Source organism: Streptomyces sp. RB17 (assembly GCF_009604455.1).
Lineage (GTDB): Bacteria > Actinomycetota > Actinomycetes > Streptomycetales > Streptomycetaceae > Streptomyces.
Map to the genome: position 1 here is coordinate 638,347 of NZ_WEGL01000003.1, position 18,153 is coordinate 656,499.

General features: G+C 67.8%; 24 protein-coding genes. All 24 read right to left on the minus strand.

The genetic code is table 11. From position 1 onward, the window contains the following. Positions 1–6: 6 nt before the first annotated feature. On the minus strand, positions 7–762 hold the full coding sequence (locus SRB17_RS16565; RefSeq protein ID WP_153539260.1) for a polyprenol monophosphomannose synthase: 756 nt from the start codon (positions 760–762) through the stop codon (positions 7–9). Beyond that, complete coding sequence (locus SRB17_RS16570; protein WP_153539262.1) at positions 763–2,067, minus strand: UDP-glucose dehydrogenase family protein; 1,305 nt, start codon at positions 2,065–2,067, stop codon at positions 763–765. Positions 2,068–2,107: 40 nt separating this feature from the next. Further along, positions 2,108–3,880, minus strand: coding sequence for an ArnT family glycosyltransferase (locus SRB17_RS16575; protein WP_153539264.1), 1,773 nt, complete (start codon positions 3,878–3,880; stop codon positions 2,108–2,110). Continuing rightward, a complete protein-coding gene (locus SRB17_RS16580; protein ID WP_153539266.1) occupies positions 3,877–4,899 on the minus strand; it encodes a glycoside hydrolase family 26 protein in 1,023 nt (340 codons plus the stop codon). Before SRB17_RS16580 ends, SRB17_RS16575 begins: the two co-directional genes overlap by 4 nt. Beyond that, on the minus strand, positions 4,899–6,314 hold the full coding sequence (locus SRB17_RS16585; RefSeq protein ID WP_323375817.1) for a glycosyltransferase family 2 protein: 1,416 nt from the start codon (positions 6,312–6,314) through the stop codon (positions 4,899–4,901). The genes SRB17_RS16580 and SRB17_RS16585 overlap by 1 nt, the downstream gene beginning before the upstream one ends. A gap of 427 nt (positions 6,315–6,741) precedes the next feature. After that, positions 6,742–7,596 carry a tRNA pseudouridine(38-40) synthase TruA gene (gene truA, locus SRB17_RS16590; protein WP_323375687.1) on the minus strand — a complete coding sequence of 285 codons (855 nt, stop codon included), beginning with the start codon at positions 7,594–7,596 and terminating at the stop codon, positions 6,742–6,744. A 74-nt stretch (positions 7,597–7,670) separates the two neighbouring features. Next, positions 7,671–8,165 (minus strand): 50S ribosomal protein L17, encoded by a 495-nt coding sequence (gene rplQ / locus SRB17_RS16595; protein ID WP_153539268.1) that lies wholly within the window; start codon positions 8,163–8,165, stop codon positions 7,671–7,673. 117 nt (positions 8,166–8,282) lie between these two features. Next, complete coding sequence (locus tag SRB17_RS16600; protein ID WP_003966937.1) at positions 8,283–9,305, minus strand: DNA-directed RNA polymerase subunit alpha; 1,023 nt, start codon at positions 9,303–9,305, stop codon at positions 8,283–8,285. Positions 9,306–9,455: 150 nt separating this feature from the next. Continuing rightward, a complete protein-coding gene (gene rpsK / locus SRB17_RS16605; RefSeq protein WP_003956432.1) occupies positions 9,456–9,860 on the minus strand; it encodes a 30S ribosomal protein S11 in 405 nt (134 codons plus the stop codon). A 65-nt stretch (positions 9,861–9,925) separates the two neighbouring features. Continuing rightward, on the minus strand, positions 9,926–10,306 hold the full coding sequence (rpsM, locus tag SRB17_RS16610; RefSeq protein WP_116148529.1) for a 30S ribosomal protein S13: 381 nt from the start codon (positions 10,304–10,306) through the stop codon (positions 9,926–9,928). A 192-nt stretch (positions 10,307–10,498) separates the two neighbouring features. Next, on the minus strand, positions 10,499–10,612 hold the full coding sequence (rpmJ, locus tag SRB17_RS16615) for a 50S ribosomal protein L36 (protein WP_003998809.1): 114 nt from the start codon (positions 10,610–10,612) through the stop codon (positions 10,499–10,501). Positions 10,613–10,671: 59 nt separating this feature from the next. Beyond that, on the minus strand, positions 10,672–10,893 hold the full coding sequence (infA, locus tag SRB17_RS16620) for a translation initiation factor IF-1 (RefSeq protein WP_003948620.1): 222 nt from the start codon (positions 10,891–10,893) through the stop codon (positions 10,672–10,674). A 173-nt stretch (positions 10,894–11,066) separates the two neighbouring features. Next, on the minus strand, positions 11,067–11,903 hold the full coding sequence (gene map / locus SRB17_RS16625) for a type I methionyl aminopeptidase (RefSeq protein ID WP_153539270.1): 837 nt from the start codon (positions 11,901–11,903) through the stop codon (positions 11,067–11,069). Positions 11,904–12,004: 101 nt separating this feature from the next. Next, positions 12,005–12,667, minus strand: coding sequence for an adenylate kinase (locus tag SRB17_RS16630; protein ID WP_153539272.1), 663 nt, complete (start codon positions 12,665–12,667; stop codon positions 12,005–12,007). Further along, the gene (secY, locus tag SRB17_RS16635) at positions 12,667–13,980 is read right to left on the minus strand and encodes a preprotein translocase subunit SecY (RefSeq protein WP_323375689.1); all 1,314 of its coding nucleotides are present in this window, start codon (positions 13,978–13,980) and stop codon (positions 12,667–12,669) included. The genes SRB17_RS16630 and secY overlap by 1 nt, the downstream gene beginning before the upstream one ends. Before the next feature lie 244 nt (positions 13,981–14,224). Further along, positions 14,225–14,680: a 50S ribosomal protein L15 gene (gene rplO / locus SRB17_RS16640; RefSeq protein ID WP_030745257.1), complete on the minus strand. Its 456-nt coding sequence runs from the start codon at positions 14,678–14,680 to the stop codon at positions 14,225–14,227. A gap of 2 nt (positions 14,681–14,682) precedes the next feature. Further along, positions 14,683–14,865 (minus strand): 50S ribosomal protein L30, encoded by a 183-nt coding sequence (gene rpmD, locus SRB17_RS16645; RefSeq protein WP_003974250.1) that lies wholly within the window; start codon positions 14,863–14,865, stop codon positions 14,683–14,685. A 2-nt stretch (positions 14,866–14,867) separates the two neighbouring features. Further along, positions 14,868–15,473, minus strand: a complete 606-nt coding sequence (gene rpsE / locus SRB17_RS16650; protein ID WP_015658456.1) for a 30S ribosomal protein S5 — start codon at positions 15,471–15,473, stop codon at positions 14,868–14,870. A gap of 43 nt (positions 15,474–15,516) precedes the next feature. Then, the gene (gene rplR / locus SRB17_RS16655; RefSeq protein WP_014674380.1) at positions 15,517–15,900 is read right to left on the minus strand and encodes a 50S ribosomal protein L18; all 384 of its coding nucleotides are present in this window, start codon (positions 15,898–15,900) and stop codon (positions 15,517–15,519) included. A gap of 3 nt (positions 15,901–15,903) precedes the next feature. Next, positions 15,904–16,443, minus strand: coding sequence for a 50S ribosomal protein L6 (rplF, locus tag SRB17_RS16660; protein ID WP_153539274.1), 540 nt, complete (start codon positions 16,441–16,443; stop codon positions 15,904–15,906). Positions 16,444–16,467: 24 nt separating this feature from the next. Continuing rightward, complete coding sequence (gene rpsH, locus SRB17_RS16665) at positions 16,468–16,866, minus strand: 30S ribosomal protein S8 (RefSeq protein ID WP_004984520.1); 399 nt, start codon at positions 16,864–16,866, stop codon at positions 16,468–16,470. A gap of 213 nt (positions 16,867–17,079) precedes the next feature. Continuing rightward, the gene (locus SRB17_RS16670; RefSeq protein WP_003948630.1) at positions 17,080–17,265 is read right to left on the minus strand and encodes a type Z 30S ribosomal protein S14; all 186 of its coding nucleotides are present in this window, start codon (positions 17,263–17,265) and stop codon (positions 17,080–17,082) included. A gap of 5 nt (positions 17,266–17,270) precedes the next feature. Then, positions 17,271–17,828: a 50S ribosomal protein L5 gene (gene rplE / locus SRB17_RS16675; RefSeq protein ID WP_153539276.1), complete on the minus strand. Its 558-nt coding sequence runs from the start codon at positions 17,826–17,828 to the stop codon at positions 17,271–17,273. After that, positions 17,828–18,151, minus strand: coding sequence for a 50S ribosomal protein L24 (gene rplX, locus SRB17_RS16680; protein WP_153539278.1), 324 nt, complete (start codon positions 18,149–18,151; stop codon positions 17,828–17,830). The genes rplE and rplX overlap by 1 nt, the downstream gene beginning before the upstream one ends. Between the last annotated feature and the right edge of the window lie 2 nt (positions 18,152–18,153).

An 18,153-nucleotide genomic window follows, 5' to 3' on the forward strand; every position in this document is an offset into this window, starting at 1 on the left:
GAGACGTCAGCCCCGTCGGTCGCGCAGCCGCAGTCGCAGCGGCACCAGCGCCGACTCGATCTGCGTCGCGAGGTTCATCTTGGACACGCCCTCCGTGCGCTCCTCGAACCGGATCGGGATCTCGACGGCGCTGTGACCGGCGCGGACGGCCTTGTACTTCAGCTCCACCTGGAAGCTGTAGCCGCCGCTGTCCAGGGTGGAGAGGTCGACGTCCCGGAGGGTCCGCGCGGACCACAGGTTGAAGCCGGCGGTGATGTCCCGGATCTTGGTGCCGAGCACGGCGCGGGCGTAGCGGTTGGCGAAGCGGGACAGCAGCACTCGGTGCCTGCCCCACTCCTCGTCGAGCGCACCGCCCTCGACGTACCGGCTGCCGATCACCAGGCCGACACCGGAGGCGACGGCCGTACCGAGCATCCGCGGCACCGCCTCCACCGGGTGGCTGCCGTCGGCGTCCATCTGGACGACGTACTCGGCGCCCTCCTCCAGCGCGGCGCTCATGCCGGCCACGTAGGCACGTCCCAGCCCGTCCTTCTCGGTGCGGTGCAGCACGCTCATCCGCCACCGGCCGTCCCAGTTGTGCTTCTCGGCCAGGTCCTCGGCGATCCGCCCGGTGCCGTCCGGGCTGGAGTCGTCGACGATCTTCAGGTGCAGGCCGTCCAGCGGCAGCCCCAGGACCGCTTCGGCCATGCGCGGCAGATTCGCCGCCTCGTTGTACGTGGGCATGACCACGGTGACCCGCGCGGTGCGGTACGACGTGTCCATTCAGACTCCCTCCCCTGCCGGCACCGGTCTGCCCAGTGCCCGGAACTGCCAGCCCGCCGCCGTCCACCTGTCGGCGTCGAGCACCCCCCGCCCGTCCACGATCCGCGGACGGGAAACCAGCGACCGGGCCCGCACCGGGTCGATCTCCCGGAACTGTGGCCACTCGGTCAGATGCAGCACGAGATCGGCCCCGAGCAACGCCTCCTCGGCCGACATCGCGTACCCGAGGAGGGGGAAGGACTTGCGGGCGTTGTCCATCGCCTCGGGGTCGTGGACCGTGACATCGGCGCCGTCGAGCTGCAGGCGCGCGGCCACGTTCAGCGCGGGCGAGTCGCGGATGTCGTCGGAGTCCGGCTTGAACGCCGCCCCCAGTACGGCGACCCGGGCGCCCAGAACGGCTCCCCCGCACAGCTCGCGGGCCAGCTCGACCACCCGGTCGCGGCGCCGCATGTTGATCGCGTCGACCTCGCGGAGGAACGCGAGGCGGACCCCCAGCTCGTCGGCGCGGTGCGCGAAGGCACGGATGTCCTTGGGCAGGCAGCCCCCGCCGAACCCGACCCCGGCCCGCAGGAACTTCCGGCCGATCCGGTCGTCGTGTCCCAGGGCCTCGGCGAGGATCCCGACGTCACCGCCCGCGGCCTCGCACACCTCGGCCATGGCGTTGATGAAGGAGATCTTGGTGGCGAGGAAGGCGTTGGCGGCCGTTTTGACCAGCTCGGCGGTCGGGAAGTCCGCGGTGACGAGCGGGGTCCCGGCGGCCAGGACGGGGGCGTACACCTCGCGCAGGACCGCTTCGGCTCGCGCGGAGGCCACCCCGAACACCAGCCGGTCCGGCCGCAGCGTGTCCTCGACGGCGAAGCCCTCCCGCAGGAACTCCGGGTTCCAGGCGACCTCGATGCCATGCGTGTCCGCCAGCCGCCGGGCCGTCCCCACGGGCACGGTCGACTTGCCGACCAGCAGCGCGTCCTCGGCCGCGTGCGCGGCGATCGCCGCGAAGGCCGCGTCGACGTACGTCAGGTCGGCGCCGTCGGAGCCCGCCCGCTGCGGGGTGCCGACGCACACGAAGTGCACCTCGCCGAAGGCACCGGCCTCCTCGTACGACGTGGTGAACCGCAGCCGCCCGCTCGCCGTGTGCCGCGCGATCAGCTCGGGCAGCCCCGGCTCGTGGAACGGCACGCGTCCGGACCGCAGCGCGGCGACCTTGTCCGGGTCGACGTCGACCCCGAGCACCTCGTGCCCGAGTTCCGCCATGCAGGCGGCGTGGGTGGCACCCAGGTAGCCGGTGCCGATGACGGTGAGCCGCATGGGACGGCCTTTCGTGTACGGGGCGGAAGGGAGGGCGGAGTCAGGAGGTTCTGACCCAGATCCGGTACGTGCCGGTGGCGCCGGAGCTGAGCCGGAACGGAATCCTGCCGACCAGCCGGTAGTGGCCGCTCGCGGTCACGTGCCGCTCGATGGAGGCGTCCTGGTCCGGGGTGCCGACACCGTCCAGGACGACGAGGTCGAAGTAGCCGTCCCGCAGAGCGAGGCGGTACCCCTCGTCGCCGTGGTGGACCACGCCCTTCTTGTCCGCGTAGCCGATGCCGTAGGTGGAGGTCCACTGGGAGTGGTTGGTCTTGTCCCGGAGGTAGTAGACGGGCACCTCGTAGGTCTCGCCGAGGTAGTGGCCCCCGGGACTCAGGTGCGGCTCGATCGCCTTGACCACCGCCGTGGAGTCGGGCCACAGCCCGTACCGCCACTCGGACTGCGCCACGCCGAGGCACAGCGCGGTGACCCAGAGCATGATGCCGAGCTGCGGATACCGGAAGTGCTTGCCGACCAGGCGGATCACGCCGATGCCCGCCATGGGCGCGGCGAACAGCAGACCGAAGTCCAGGTGCTTGTAGAGCGAGACGGAGGTGTGCAGATGGATCTGGTACGCCGGGGCCAGCAGCGCGGTGCCGGTCAGGGTGACGCCGAGCAGGGCGCGCCAGCGCCAGCCTGGGCCGTCCAGGCCGTAGGAGCGCGGTGACTCGTTCATCCGCCCGCGCAGCGCGTACGCGACGGAGCCCGCGACGGCGACGGCGAACATCAGGCCGCCCCATTCCAGGGACTTCTCCAGCAGCGCGGACGCCGTGTCGGTGCCGTGGGCGCGATCGGTGGTGGTCTGCCGCACACCGGCGAGCACGTCGGTGTACATGAGGCCGAGCCCGGCCAGCCCAGCGGTGCCGGCACCCAGCAGGAGCGCACGCGGCAGGCAGCGCAGGCCGCGGTGGTGCCAGGCGGTGAGCGCCGCGAGGACGAGCAGGGTGGGCACATACAGGGCGGAGGCGTACTTCACCGCGACCGCCAGCACCATGACCGGTGCGGCGAGCAGCACGGCGGCCACGGGGGCACGGCCGGTGCGGACGATGATCCACGCGGACAGCGCGAGCAGGAAGATCGCCGGGGCGTCGTAGGTCGCGAACCAGCCCAGCACGATCGTCGGCTGGGTCACCGCGAACAGCGCGGTCGCCACCAGCGCGACCCGCTCGTTGAACAGGCGCCGGGTGAAGGAGTACAGCAGTGCGGAGGCCCCCAGCAGGCACAGCAGGCTGAGCGCCCGTGCCCCGGTCAGGCCGAAGTGGCCGTCCACAAAGGCCGCCAGCACCGGGTACAGCATCGGTGAGCCGGAGAAGTAGGAGTCGTAGCCGCTGTGCAGCGGGGTGCCGTTCGCCCAGTGATCGATGATGTTGTGCCCGGCCGCCAGGTACAGCGCCTCGTCCTGGAAGGCGGTGTTGGACAGCCGCAGGGACAGCAGCGCCTGGATGACCAGCAGGACGGCGAGCAGACCGCGGCTCAGCCACGCCCGGCGGCGGCTCGGAGTGTCGTCCCAGCCCGCGTCCGGCGTCTCGGGTACGTGGTACTCCGGCTCCGCCGCCCTCTCCGGTACCGCCACCGTCCGCAGGGCGAACGTCTGCTGGTCCGCCAGTTGCTGGTACGGGTAGGTCCGGGTGTCGTAGTCGTACGTCTCGGGGATGTCGTAGCCCTGCGGCTGCCGCGGGATGTACCCGTCGGAGTTGAACCAGCCGTCCTGCGCCGCTTCCTCGGCGTACGGGTCGTACGGCTGGGGCGTGTAGTGCTCGGGTCGAGAGGTCATGACGGCTTCCGAACGTCGAAGCCGAAACGGTCGTCGGCGGCCAGGCGTTTGAACTCCTGCAGTGCCAGCGGGCTCGCCTCCAGCCGCCAGTCGGCGCGCTTCTTGTAGTCGAACCAGATGAAGCCGATCATGTCGTCGTCCGCCTCGACGCCCGCGAACAGGTTGCGGACATCGGCGCGGCGCCGCTCGCCGGGCATGGCGGCGGTCTCCAGCAGGAGCATGGGCTTCTTGGTGAAGGTGCGGATCTGGTCGCGGGTGGGCCCGAAGACGCTGTCGAAGGCGTTGTCCTGGCCGAGGGTGAAGTACCCGATCAGTCCGACCCAGTCGACGTAGGCGTCACCGGGGTAGTAGGGCTTCAGTTTCACGTTCCGGACCGGGTTGACGATGTTGGGCGACCAGGCCCAGATCACGTTGGTGGCGCCGGCGTCGACGAACGTGTCGTGGATGTGCCGCCAGGCGGCCACGTACTGGGCGGGGGTCACGTGGTCCGTGCCCCACTTCTCCCATTGGCCGTTGAACTCGTCCGCGAAGTCGATCACCACGGGCAGGTTCAGCCTGCGGACCGCGGTCGCGTACTCCTTGAGGTAGGCGTCCGACTTGCCGGCCGCGATGTCGGCGACCGTGGTGCCGAAGGGCTCCCAGGACATCAGCGTCAGCGCGCCCTCGGCCCAGGCCTTGCGCACGCCGGTGGCGTCGAAGCCGTCGCCCCAGCCGGCGTAGTACTCCAGGAGGTTCGGCTGCTTGCCGGTCGTCCTGGTGTACGCGTCGACGTTCTTCATGGAGGTCGGGGCGTCCTGCACGGCCGCCCCGTAGTACTTCTTCGCCGGCTTGAGCAGCGGTGTGACGTCGTAGGGGACGTCCTTGCCGCCCGCGGGGTGCTGCGCGGTCGCCGGGCCGTCGGACGGTGACGCGTCGCCGGCGTGGTCGCCGAGCAGCGAGCAGCCGCTGAGGGCGAGGACGCCGACCAGGCAGCCGGCCAGGGCCGCGCGCAGCGTGCGGAAACGTTCCTTCAGCCCCATCAGGCGGCCACCTCCGCGCGCGGCTGGACCAGCACGCGGCCCACCACCAGCGCGTAGAACAGCCCGGACGACAGGACCAGGGCGAAGTCCGGGGCGTTCATGGTGAAGGTGCGGTACACCGCCGCGGTGACCCAGACCAGCGCGGTGCCGCCGCTCCACACCCACATGCCGATCCAGAAGCGCCGCGTCTTGTTCTTCTTGGCGCCGGACGAACCGGTCGGCTGCCAGCCCATGCGGTTCCTGCGCAGGATGTCCCAGATGGCGAAGACATGCGCCCAGCCGTACATCATGCGCGCCGCCCAGGCCTCCAGGCGGTAGGGCGCCCGGTGCCACATCGGGAAGATGATCGTGGTGTAGAGGACGCTGGGCAGCACCAGGAGCAGATGCTCGACCTTGAGCTTCTCCGGCATCAACAGCAGCAGCACGATCGGGATGACCGGCGCGGCGAACGTGAACAGCGCGGTGTGGATGTAGTAGAAGAACCCGGACATGTAGCACAGGCGGCTGGAGAGCCTGATTCTCGCCTTCCAGAACTTGCCGCTGCCGAGCAGGCTCATCGAGCCCGAGCACCAGCGGTACTGCTGGTTGAAGAAGGCGCCCGCGCTGTCCGGGCACACACCGGTGGACACCGCGACCGGCACATACCGCAGGTCCCAGCCGAGCCGCCGCAGGTCGAAACCGGTGTGCACGTCCTCCGAGTGCTCGATCAGCGTCGTACCGCCGTTGGTCTCCAGGGCCGCCCGCCGGTAGATCGCGCAGGAGCCCACGCAGATCGCGCCGTCGCTGCCCTGCCGGGACACCTGGACGGAGCGGTAGAACAGCTCCTGCACCGCGCCCGCCCCGCGCTCGATCCAGTTCTGCGAGTCGAGCACGCGGAAGTACTGCGGGGACTGGACGATCCCGATGCGCGGGTCGGCGTCCATGTACGGCAGCAGCTCCTCCAGCAGATCCGCCCGCGGCGTGAAGTCCGCGTCCAGGATGAGGATGAACGCCCCGTCGGACCGCTCGAAGCCGTAGTGGAGGTTGCCGGCCTTCTTGAACCAGCCCCGGTTCTCCCTCGTGCCGTAGCGGAACCCGAAGTCCCGGGCCATGGCCGCCAGTTCGGGACTCGCGCCGTCGTCCAGCACGAACGGCACGCACACCCCGGGGTACCGGTCGGCCATCGCCCGCACATGCCGCCAGGTGTTGTGCAGCACCTCGATGGGCTCCCCGCACACCGGCAGGAACACGTCGACCGAGGGGTAGACCTCGGGCCGCCAGTTCTGCACCAGCCGCCGGTGGTGGTTGATGTCGAAGTCCCGGGTGAAGCCGTTCACCCGCAACGACACCAGGTAGTAGATCACCGTGAAGACCAGCAGCGGCGTGTAGATCCACAGCACCGGTGTCGACGCCGCCAGCTTGAACTGGCTGACCACCAGGCAGCAGAAGCTGACCAGCGAACTGATCGTCAGGATCCACAGATACCGGTGGGCATAGGAGTACTTCTCCCGGTCCGTCGGCGGCACCGGCAGCAGCCCCAACGGGGCGCCGCCCCGGCCCGCTCTCCGCCGCCCGCCGCCCTGACGCGCGGCAGCCCGGCGCCCCCCGGTGCGCGCGGCACCAACTGATGTCATGAAAAATCCAACCCCCGGGCCGACAACGGCCCGTTGAAACCCCCACCCTTACCCGGCCGCCCCTGTCGAACACATGGCCAGGAAACGCGAGGTTATATGAGCAGTGTGAATTTCGTAAGGGATTGAAGGAGACTCATGTCCGCTATGCCCCGCAAGGCCGGACATCTACCTGCAACATGCAGGTTAATTGTGAGTTTCACCTCCGCTTCCACCGGGCAGAAGCGAAGGTTCAGCAGCAGCCCGCGCCGGGCAGCGTGCGCTTGTTCCGCGCCTCCTTGCTGCGGGCGGCCAGCAGCTCGTCGGCGGGGTAGCCGACCTCCTCCAGGGTCAGCCCGTGCGGCCGTACGACATGCACGGCGGAGTCCCGCACCCCCGCGGCCAGCACCTTCCCGGGCCACTCGGGGCCGCGGTGGCCGTCCCCGACGAACAGCAGCGCGCCGATCAGCGAGCGCACCATGTTGTGGCAGAACGCGTCGGCCCGGACGGTGGCCGTGATGATCCCGTCGGAGCCGCGCACCAGGCTCAGCTCCTGCAGCGTGCGAATCGTGGTCGCCCCCTCCCGCTTCTTGCAGTACGCGGCGAAGTCGTGCTCGCCGAGCAGCGCCCGCGCGGCCTCGTTCATGGCGTCCACGTCGAGCGGCCAGTCGTGCCACAGGACGTGGTTGCGCAGGAGCGGGTCCACTCCCCCGGGGTTGTCCGTGACCCGGTAGGCATAGCGCCGCCAGATCGCCGAGAAACGCGCGTTGAAGCCGCTCGGCGCCTCCCTGAGCGCCCATACCCGCACGTCCTTCGGCAGCCGCCCGGCGAGCCGCTTGAGCAGCTTCTCGTGGTGCTCCCGCCAGACCCCCTCGGGCAGATCGACGTGCGCCACCTGCCCGCGTGCGTGCACCCCGGCGTCGGTGCGTCCGGCGACGGTCAGCTCGTACGTCTCCCGGGACCGGGTGACGGTCCGCAGCGCGTCCTCGACCTCCGCCTGTACGGTCCGCCGGCCGCCGGCCTGCTTGGCCCAGCCGGAGAAGTCGGTGCCGTCGTAGGAGAGGTCGAGGCGGATACGGACGAACCCGGGCTGTACTTCTTCGCTCACGTGGAAATCCTCTCAGGTACGCGAAAGCGGGCCCGCCCCGAAGGGCGGACCCGCTTCCAGCGTCAGGCAGAGCCTCAGGCGTCCTTCGACTCCTCGGCAGCGGCCTCCTCGGCCGGCGCCTCGGTGGTCTCCGCAGCCTTGGCCTCGTCGGCCTCCTTGACCGCACGCTTGGTGGCGGCCTCGGCCTCGCCCACGGCCTTCTGCTGCACCGTCAGCGCCTCGACCAGCTCGATGACGGCCATGGGCGCGTTGTCGCCACGGCGGTTACCGACCTTGGTGATACGGGTGTAGCCACCCGGACGGTTCTCGTACCGCGGGCCGATCTCGGTGAAGAGCGTGTGGACGATGCCCTTGTCCGTGATGACCTGGAGCACCTGACGGCGGTTGTGAAGGTCGCCCTTCTTCGCCTTGGTGATCAGACGCTCGGCGTACGGGCGCAGGCGGCGGGCCTTCGCCTCGGTGGTGGTGATACGGCCGTGCTCGAAGAGGCTCTTCGCCAGGTTCGCGAGGAGCAGCTTCTCGTGCGCGGCGCTGCCGCCCAGACGGGCACCCTTGGTGGGCTTCGGCATTGTTCTTCTCCTGTGTGTCTGCCCCGGCCGTGTCAGGTACCGGGGTCAGTATCCGAGCAGGCGGTCGCCTGTCGAAGATCCGGGGTCCGCCGACGCGAACCCCGGAGGTGGTGGAGATCAGTACTGCTCGGTCTCCACGAAACCCGCGTCCGCGTCGTCGTCCGCGCCGAAGGCGTCCGCGGCGGCGGTCGGGTCGAATCCGGGCGGGCTGTCCTTGAGGGCCAGGCCCATGCCGGCCAGCTTCGCCTTGACCTCGTCGATCGACTTCGCACCGAAGTTGCGGATGTCGAGCAGGTCGGCCTCGGAACGAGCCACGAGCTCACCCACGGAGTGGATGCCCTCGCGCTTGAGGCAGTTGTACGACCGAACGGTGAGCTCCAGCTCCTCGATCGGCAGCGCCAGGTCGGCGGCAAGGGCGGCGTCCGTCGGGGACGGGCCCATGTCGATGCCCTCGGCGTCGATGTTCAGCTCGCGGGCGAGACCGAACAGCTCGACCAGGGTCTTGCCGGCGGAGGCCATGGCGTCACGCGGACGCATCGCCTGCTTGGTCTCGACGTCGACGATCAGCTTGTCGAAGTCGGTGCGCTGCTCGACACGCGTGGCCTCGACCTTGTACGTGACCTTCAGAACCGGCGAGTAGATCGAGTCGACCGGGATACGCCCGATCTCCTGGCCCACCTGCTTGTTCTGCACGGCGGAGACGTAACCGCGGCCACGCTCGACCGTCAGCTCCATCTCCAGCTTGCCCTTGCCGTTCAGCGTGGCGAGGACGAGGTCGGGGTTGTGCACCTCGACACCGGCCGGGGGCGCGATGTCGGCGGCGGTGACCAGACCCGGGCCCTGCTTGCGCAGGTACATCACGACCGGCTCGTCGTGCTCCGAGGAGACGACCAGCTGCTTGATGTTGAGGATCAGGTCGGTGACGTCCTCCTTGACGCCCGGCACGGTGGTGAACTCGTGCAGGACACCGTCGATGCGGATGCTGGTGACAGCAGCGCCGGGGATCGACGACAGGAGAGTACGGCGGAGGGAGTTGCCGAGGGTGTAGCCGAAGCCCGGCTCCAGCGGCTCGATCACGAACCGGGAGCGGAACTCGTCGACGACCTCTTCGGTCAACGAGGGTCGCTGAGCAATCAGCATGTGTGGATCAGATCCTTCAGTCGTGGACGCCCGCTATATGACGCCCGACGGAACCCGTGCCCGAGAAACACGGGGGTACTGCAAGGGTACGGGCGGTACGACCCTTTTACGGAGCCGTACCGCCCGAAAAGCCCTGAAGCAGCCGGTGCGTCAGACGCGACGGCGCTTCGGCGGACGGCAGCCGTTGTGCGGGGTCGGGGTGACGTCCTGGATGGAGCCGACCTCGAGGCCCGTGGCCTGCAGGGAGCGGATAGCGGTCTCACGACCGGAACCCGGGCCCTTCACGAACACGTCGACCTTGCGCATGCCGTGCTCCTGGGCGCGGCGGGCAGCCGACTCGGCGGCCATCTGCGCGGCGAACGGCGTGGACTTCCGGGAGCCCTTGAAGCCGACGTGGCCGGCGGAGGCCCAGGAGATCACGTTGCCGGACGGGTCCGTGATGGAGACGATCGTGTTGTTGAACGTGCTCTTGATGTGCGCGTGGCCGTGAGCGACGTTCTTCTTTTCCTTGCGGCGCACCTTCTTGGCAGCGCCCTGACGTCCCTTGGGGGGCATCTACTAACTCCTACGGGAGGTGGTCGGTCCTACAGCGAAGACCGTGGACAGGTGTCCGCTGCGGACTACTTCTTGCCCGGCTTCTTCTTGCCGGCGATGGCGCGACGCGGGCCCTTGCGGGTACGGGCGTTGGTGCTGGTGCGCTGACCGCGGACGGGCAGACCGCGACGGTGACGGAGACCCTGGTAGCAGCCGATCTCGACCTTGCGGCGGATGTCGGCCTGGATCTCGCGACGGAGGTCACCCTCGGTCTTGATGTTGTTGTCGACGTACTCGCGGATCGCGACCAGCTGCTCTTCGGTCAGGTCACGAACGCGGGTGTTCGGGTCGACGCCGGTCGCAGCCAGCGTCTCCTGCGAGAGGGTCCGGCCGATGCCGAACACGTAGGTGAGGGCGACCTCCACGCGCTTTTCGCGCGGGATGTCAACACCGGAAACGCGTGCCATTCAATGGCTCCTGGTGATCTTCGGAGGTCTTCCGCAGAACCGGTTCCCGGCCGCCGTATCAGGTACGAACCGGGTCCCCGGCCTCCGAACCGGGGGTGTCGAGCTGGTGTGGCTCGGGTTCTGCGTATGAACATATTCAGCTCGCGTCGCGCGAATCCCTGCGATAGAGGTGCAGAGGGTTACGGTCGTGCGTCAGCCCTGGCGCTGCTTGTGGCGCGGGTTCTCGCAGATGACCATGACCCGACCGTGACGGCGGATCACCCTGCACTTGTCGCAGATCTTCTTGACGCTCGGCTTGACCTTCATTGGATTGAGGTTCTCCGGGTCAGTGCCACCACCCCGTGTGAGCGGGATGCGGGCAAGATCTACTTGTAGCGGTAGACGATCCGGCCACGGGTCAGGTCGTACGGAGACAACTCCACCACGACCCGGTCGTCAGGGAGGATACGGATGTAGTGCATACGCATCTTGCCGCTGATGTGTGCCAGGACCTGGTGGCCGTTCTGGAGCTCGACCTTGAACATGGCGTTCGGCAGAGACTCGACGACAGTGCCCTCGATCTCGATGGCACCTTGCTTCTTGGCCACGCTTCGCCCTTCGAATCGACTACCTTGATCGACTCACGTCACCGTCTCACGCTTGAAGGCATGAGGGTGCACAAGAGCCGACGAGTCAGTCTACGACGGCGCACTGCGAAAGGCGAATCGAGGGAGTCTGCCCCACGCGCGAGATCACTATGCAAGCGGATCGGGGACCGCCGTCAGCCGAGCGGGTCCGGGGCGGTCGTGATGCCGTGTTCCGCCAGCTTGGCCTTGCCGCAGTCGGGGGCGGTCAGGACCAGGGGGCCCTCCGTGGTCAGGGCGACCGAGTGCTCCCAGTGCGAGGACCAGGTGCCGTCCGTCGTGATGACCGTCCAGTCGTCGGAGAGCACCTCGGTGCGCGGGGTGCCGAGGGAGACCATCGGCTCGATCGCGAGGCAGAAGCCGGGCACCAGCTTGGGGCCCTTGCCGCGGCGCCGGTCGACGTAGTTCAGCAGATGCGGGTCCATGTGCATCTCGGTGCCGATGCCATGGCCGCCGTAGTCCTCGATGATGCCGTACCGGCCGCCGCCCGGCTTGGGCTGGCGGCGGATGTACGTCTCGATCGCGCGGGAGACGTCGACCAGGCGGTTGCCCTGCTTCATCGCCGCGATGCCGGCCCACATGGACTCTTCCGTCACCCGGGAGAGCTCGACCAGCTCCGGAGCGTGGCCCGAGCCCACGAACGCCGTGTAGGCCGCGTCGCCGTGCCAGCCGTCGACGATCGCGCCGCAGTCGATGGAGATGATGTCGCCGTCCTTGAGGACGACGTCGTCGGAGGGGATGCCGTGGACGACGACGTCGTTCACTGACGTGCAGATGGTCGCGGGGAAACCGCCGTACCCCAGGAAGTTCGACTTGGCACCGTGCTCGGCGAGGACCTTGCGGGCGACCTCGTCCAGGTCCTTGGTGGAGGCGCCGGGCACCGCGGCCTCACGGGTCGCGGCGTGGACGGCGGCTACGACCAGGCCCGCCGCACGCATCTTCGCGATCTGCTCGGGCGTCTTGATCTGCACCATGGGGGCCTGCGCTCTCCGTCACTCACATCGACTGGGGTATCTGTACAACAGTACGGCCGCGGCACCCGGGGAGGGCGCCGCGGCCGGAAGAGCCGGGCTGTTCAGCTCTCGGCCTTCTCGCGCTTGAGGGCCTCCAGGGCCCGCTGCGTGATCTCGTCCACGGGGCCCAGGGCGGAGATCGTCACGACCAGGCCCTGCGCCTTGTAGTAGTCGATGATCGGCTCGGTCTGCGTGTGGTAGACCTCGAGCCGCTTGCGGACGGTGTCCTCGGAGTCGTCGTCGCGCTGGTAGAGCTCACCGCCGCAGACGTCGCAGACGCCCTCCTTCTTCGGCGGGCTGTACGTCACGTGGAAGACGTGCGACGACTCGTTGCGGCAGATGCGCCGGCCGGCGATCCGCTTCACGACCTCGTCCTCCGGGACCTCCAGGTCCAGGACGGCGTCCAGCGTGATGTCCTCGGTCTCCAGGAGCTGATCCAGCGCCTCGGCCTGCGAGACGTTGCGCGGGAAGCCGTCCAGCAGGAAGCCCTTCTCGGCGTCCGGCTGCTCCATGCGGTCCTTGGCCATCGCGATGGTGACCTCGTCCGGGACGAGGTTGCCCGCGTCCATGTAGGACTTCGCGAGCTTGCCCAGCTCGGTCTGCCGGCTGATGTTGGCCCGGAACAGGTCGCCCGTGGAGATGTGCGGGATGGCCAGCTTCTCGGCGAGGCGGACGGCTTGCGTTCCCTTACCGGCGCCCGGCGGCCCGACGAGGACGATACGCATCAGCGGAGGAACCCTTCGTAATTGCGCTGCTGGAGCTGGCTCTCGATCTGCTTCACCGTCTCGAGACCGACACCCACGATGATCAGGATGCTGGTACCACCGAACGGGAAGTTCTGGCTTGCCCCGAAGCCCACCAACGCCATTGTCGGTACGAGAGCGATCAGACCCAGATACAGCGAACCCGGCCAGGTGATCCGGTTGAGCACGTAGCTGAGGTACTCAGCGGTCGGTCGGCCAGCCCGGATGCCCGGGATGAAGCCACCATACTTCTTCATGTTGTCGGCGACTTCTTCGGGGTTGAAGGAGATCGCCACGTAGAAGAACGCGAAGAAAACGATGAGCAAGAAGTACGAAACGATGTAAATCGGGTGGTCGCCCTTGGTCAGATTGTCCTTGACCCAGATGGCCCAGTTCGATTTGCTCCCCGCGAACTGCGCCACGAGTGCCGGGATGTAGAGCAGCGACGAGGCGAAGATGACCGGAATCACACCGGCCTGGTTCACCTTGAGCGGGATGTACGTGGACGTACCGCCGTAGGACCGACGGCCGATCATGCGCTTCGCGTACTGGACCGGGATGCGGCGCTGGGCCTGCTCGACGAAGACCACGAGCCCGACCATGACCAGGCCGACCAGGATGACCGTGCCGAACTCGATCCAGCCGCCGGCCAGGGTGCCCTGCTTCTTGATCGCCCACAGCGCGGACGGGAAGGTCGCGGCGATCGAGATGAACATCAGGATCGACATGCCGTTGCCGATGCCGCGGTCGGTGATCAGCTCACCGAGCCACATTACGACGGCCGTACCGGCGGTCATGCAGATGACCATCGTGATGGTCGAGAAGATCGCCTGGTCCGGGACGATGCTCGAGGCGACGGAGCAGCCGTTGAAGAGCGCGCCGCTGCGGGCGGTGGCGACCAGGCCGGTGCCCTGCAGAATGGCCAGGGCCACGGTCAGGTAACGGGTGTACTGCGTGATCTTCGACGTACCCGCCTGGCCCTCCTTCTTGAGGGCTTCCAGGCGCGGGATGACCACGGTCAGCAGCTGAAGGATGATGCTGGCCGTGATGTACGGCATGATGCCGAGCGCGAAGACCGTGATCTGCAGCAGCGCACCGCCACTGAACATGTTCACGAGGCCGAACAGGCCCTGGTTGCCCTGTGCCTCGGTCACGCACTGCTGGACGGCCTTGTAGTTGACGCCGGGGATCGGAATGTGGGTACCGACCCGGTAGACCACGATGATGGCCAGCGTGAAGAGCAGCTTCTTGCGCAGGTCGGGCGTCCTGAACGCCCGGGCGAACGCGGTGAGCACGGTGCCTCCTGCGACCCCCGCGCAAGTGCGTCAAGGGTGACGGTCTTGAGGTTCGACGGATACAGACGAATAGCTAACGGTCAACTGCCGCTCAGGGTGCCCCATGGGAAGCACCCGATGAAAGTAGGCAGTGCTGGCCACCTTACCGGCGAGAGCACCCCCCTAGGAACGACCGACCGGGGATACCCCTTTTGTGGAGTATCCCCGGTCGGGATCGTTCATGTCATCGAAAGACCTGAGGGACTCAGACCAGCTCGGTGACCGTACCGCCGGCGGCGGTGATCTTCTCCTTGGCGGAGCCGGAGACGGCGTCGACCGTCACCTGCAGCGCCACGGAGACCTCGCCCTGGCCGAGGACCTTGACGAGGCTGTTCTTGCGAACGGCACCCTTGGCCACCAGGCCCTCGACGGTGACCTCGCCACCCTCGGGGTACAGCGCGGCCAGCTTGTCGAGGTTCACGACCTGGTACTCGGTCTTGAACGGGTTCTTGAAGCCCTTCAGCTTCGGGAGGCGCATGTGCAGCGGCATCTGGCCACCCTCGAAGCGCTCCGGAACCTGGTAACGGGCCTTCGTACCCTTGGTACCACGACCGGCCGTCTTACCCTTCGACGCCTCACCACGACCGACACGGGTCTTGGCGGTCTTGGCGCCGGGGGCCGGACGGAGGTTGTGGATCTTGAGCGGGTTCTGCTCCGCCATGATCAGTCGACCTCCTCGACCGTCACGAGGTGGCGGACGGTGTGCACCATGCCGCGGAACTCGGGGCGGTCCTCCTTGACGACCTGCGTGTTGATGCCCTTGAGACCAAGGGAGCGCAGGGTGTCACGGTGGTTCTGCTTGCTGCCGATGTAGGACTTGACCTGCGTGATCTTGAGCTGCGCCATGATTACGCACCCGCCCCGGCACGCGCACGGAGAAGAGCCGCGGGGGCGACGTCCTCGAGCGGCAGACCACGGCGGGCCGCGACCTCCTCGGGACGCTGCAGGCCCTTGAGGGCCTCCACGGTCGCGTGCACGATGTTGATCGCGTTGTCGGAGCCGAGCGACTTCGACAGGATGTCGTGGATACCGGCGCACTCGAGCACGGCACGCACCGGACCACCGGCGATAACACCGGTACCCGGGGACGCGGGCTTGAGCAGCACGACGCCGGCAGCCTTCTCACCCTGGATCGGGTGCGGGATGGTGCCCTGGATCCGGGGGACCTTGAAGAAGTGCTTCTTGGCCTCCTCAACGCCCTTGGCGATGGCGGCCGGCACCTCCTTGGCCTTGCCGTATCCGACACCCACGGTGCCGTCACCGTCGCCCACCACGACCAGCGCGGTGAAGCTGAAGCGACGACCACCCTTCACAACCTTGGCGACGCGGTTGATCGCGACAACGCGCTCAACGTACGCGGTCTTCTCGGCGGCAGCAGCGCCGCCGTCACGGCCCTTCCGGTCCCGCCGCTCGCCGCCACCGGCACCGCCACCGCGGCGCTGGGGTCCAGCCATTGGAATTACCTCTCTCTGTTTCCGCTAGCTACGGAACCGTGGCTCAGAACTTGAGCCCGGCCTCGCGGGCGGCGTCCGCCAGAGCCGCGATGCGGCCGGCGTACTGGTTACCACCACGGTCGAACACGACGGCCTCGACACCGGCGGCCTTGGCACGCTCGGCGACCAGGGCGCCGACCTGCTTGGCCTGCGCGGACTTGTCGGCCTCGCCACCGCGGATCGATGCGTCCAGGGTGGACGCCGACGCGAGGGTGTGGCCCTTCAGGTCGTCGATCACCTGCGCCACGATGTGGCGGTTGGAGCGGGTCACGACCAGACGGGGGCGCTCCGCCGTACCGGAGATCCGCTTGCGGATCCGGATGTGACGGCGCTTGATCGCGGCGCGCTTGTAGGCGTCGCCCTTGAGGATCTTCTGCCCGTATGCCATGGCTTACTTACCCGCCTTTCCGACCTTGCGGCGGATGACTTCGCCCTCGTACTTGACGCCCTTGGCCTTGTACGGGTCGGGCTTGCGCAGCTTGCGGATGTTGGCCGCAACCTCGCCGACCTTCTGCTTGTCGATGCCCTCGACCGAGAAACGGGTCGGGGTCTCCACCTTGAAGGAGATGCCCTCGGGGGCCTCGACCAGGATCGGGTGGCTGTAACCGAGAGCGAACTCCAGGTTCGAACCCTTGGCGGTCACTCGGTAACCGACACCGCTGATCTCGAGCTTCTTCACGTAACCCTGGGTCACGCCGGTGATCATGTTCGCCACCAGCGTGCGGGAGAGGCCGTGCAGGGCCTTGCTCTGACGCTCGTCGTTCGGGCGGGTCACCTGCAGGGTGCCGTCCTCGCCCTTAGCGATGTCGATCGGAGCCGCGACGGTGTGGGTCAGCGAGCCCTTGGGGCCCTTGACCGAGACCGTACGGCCGTCGATGGTGACGTCCACGCCGGCGGGAACCGCGATGGGGAGCTTGCCGATGCGCGACATAGCTGTTTCCTCCGTTCCCTTCTGCTACCAGACGTAGGCGAGGACTTCCCCACCCACGCCCTTCTTGCCGGCCTGCTTGTCGGTGAGGAGCCCGTGGGACGTGGAGATGATCGCCACGCCGAGGCCGCCGAGCACCTTCGGCAGGTTGGTGGACTTCGCGTACACCCGGAGACCGGGCTTGGAGATCCGCTTGATGCCCGCGATGGAGCGCTCACGGTTGGGGCCGAACTTCAGCTCCAGGACGAGGTTCTTGCCGACCTCGGCGTCCTCGACCTTCCAGCCCGTGATGAAGCCCTCCTGCTGGAGGATCTCCGCGATGTGCGACTTGATCTTCGAGTGCGGCATCGCCACGGAGTCGTGGTACGCCGAGTTCGCGTTCCGCAGACGCGTCAGCATGTCTGCGATCGGATCAGTCATGGTCATGAATTGGCCTTCGGCCTCTCTCGCCGGGGTTTCCTGGTGCGCCATCCCTCTCCCCGATCCGAGACGGGACGGGTGCGGCGCGGTGGACCTACGGCGTAGTAAGTCGTATGGGCGGCGACAGACGCCCAACCCCACAAGCCTAAGGCATGCGGGCTGGGCGTCTGACCGCCCTATCTACTTACCGAGAGCCTTGGTGATCCCGAATTACCGGGACTACCAGGAGCTCTTGGTCACGCCCGGCAGCTCGCCACGGTGAGCCATCTCACGAAGGCACACGCGGCAGAGGCCGAACTTGCGGTACACGGAGTGCGGACGGCCGCAGCGCTGGCAGCGGGTGTAGCCACGCACACCGAACTTGGGCTTGCGAGCAGCCTTGGCAATCAGAGCCTTCTTCGCCATCTCGCTCACGCCTCCTTGAACGGGAAGCCGAGGTGACGAAGGAGCGCACGGCCCTCAGCGTCGTTGGTCGCCGTGGTGACCACGGTGATGTCCATACCCCGGGTACGGTCGATCTTGTCCTGGTCGATCTCGTGGAACATGACCTGCTCCGTGAGACCGAAGGTGTAGTTGCCACGGCCGTCGAACTGCTTGGGGGACAGGCCGCGGAAGTCGCGGATGCGCGGGAGCGCGAGCGACAGGGTGCGGTCCAGGAACTCCCACATGCGGTCGCCACGGAGCGTGACGTGGGCACCGATCGGCTGACCCTCACGCAGCTTGAACTGCGCGATGGACTTGCGGGCCTTGGTGACGGCCGGCTTCTGACCGGTGATGGTGGTCAGGTCGCGGATCGCGCCCTCGATCAGCTTCGAGTCACGGGCGGCGTCGCCGACACCCATGTTGACCACGATCTTGACGAGGCCGGGAACCTGCATGACGTTCTCGTACTTGAACTCGTCACGCAGCTTGCCCGCGATCTCGTCGCGGTACTTCTGCTTCAGACGCGGAGTGGTGGTGGTAGCCATCAGATGTCCTCACCCGTCCGCTTGGCAACGCGGATCTTGTTGCCCTCTTCGTCGAAGCGGTAGCCGACACGCGTGACGACCTTGTTGCCGTCCTTCTCCACGACCAGCTGGACGTTGGAGACGTGGATCGGCGCCTCGGTGGTCACGATGCCGCCGGCCTGCGAACCGCTGGCGGTCGGACCGGCCTTGGTGTGCTTCTTGACCCGGTTGACACCCTCGACCAGGACACGGTCCTCGCGGGGGTAGGCCGCGATGACCTTGCCCTGCTTGCCCTTGTCCTTGCCGGTGATGACCTGGACCAGGTCGCCCTTCTTGATCTTCATGC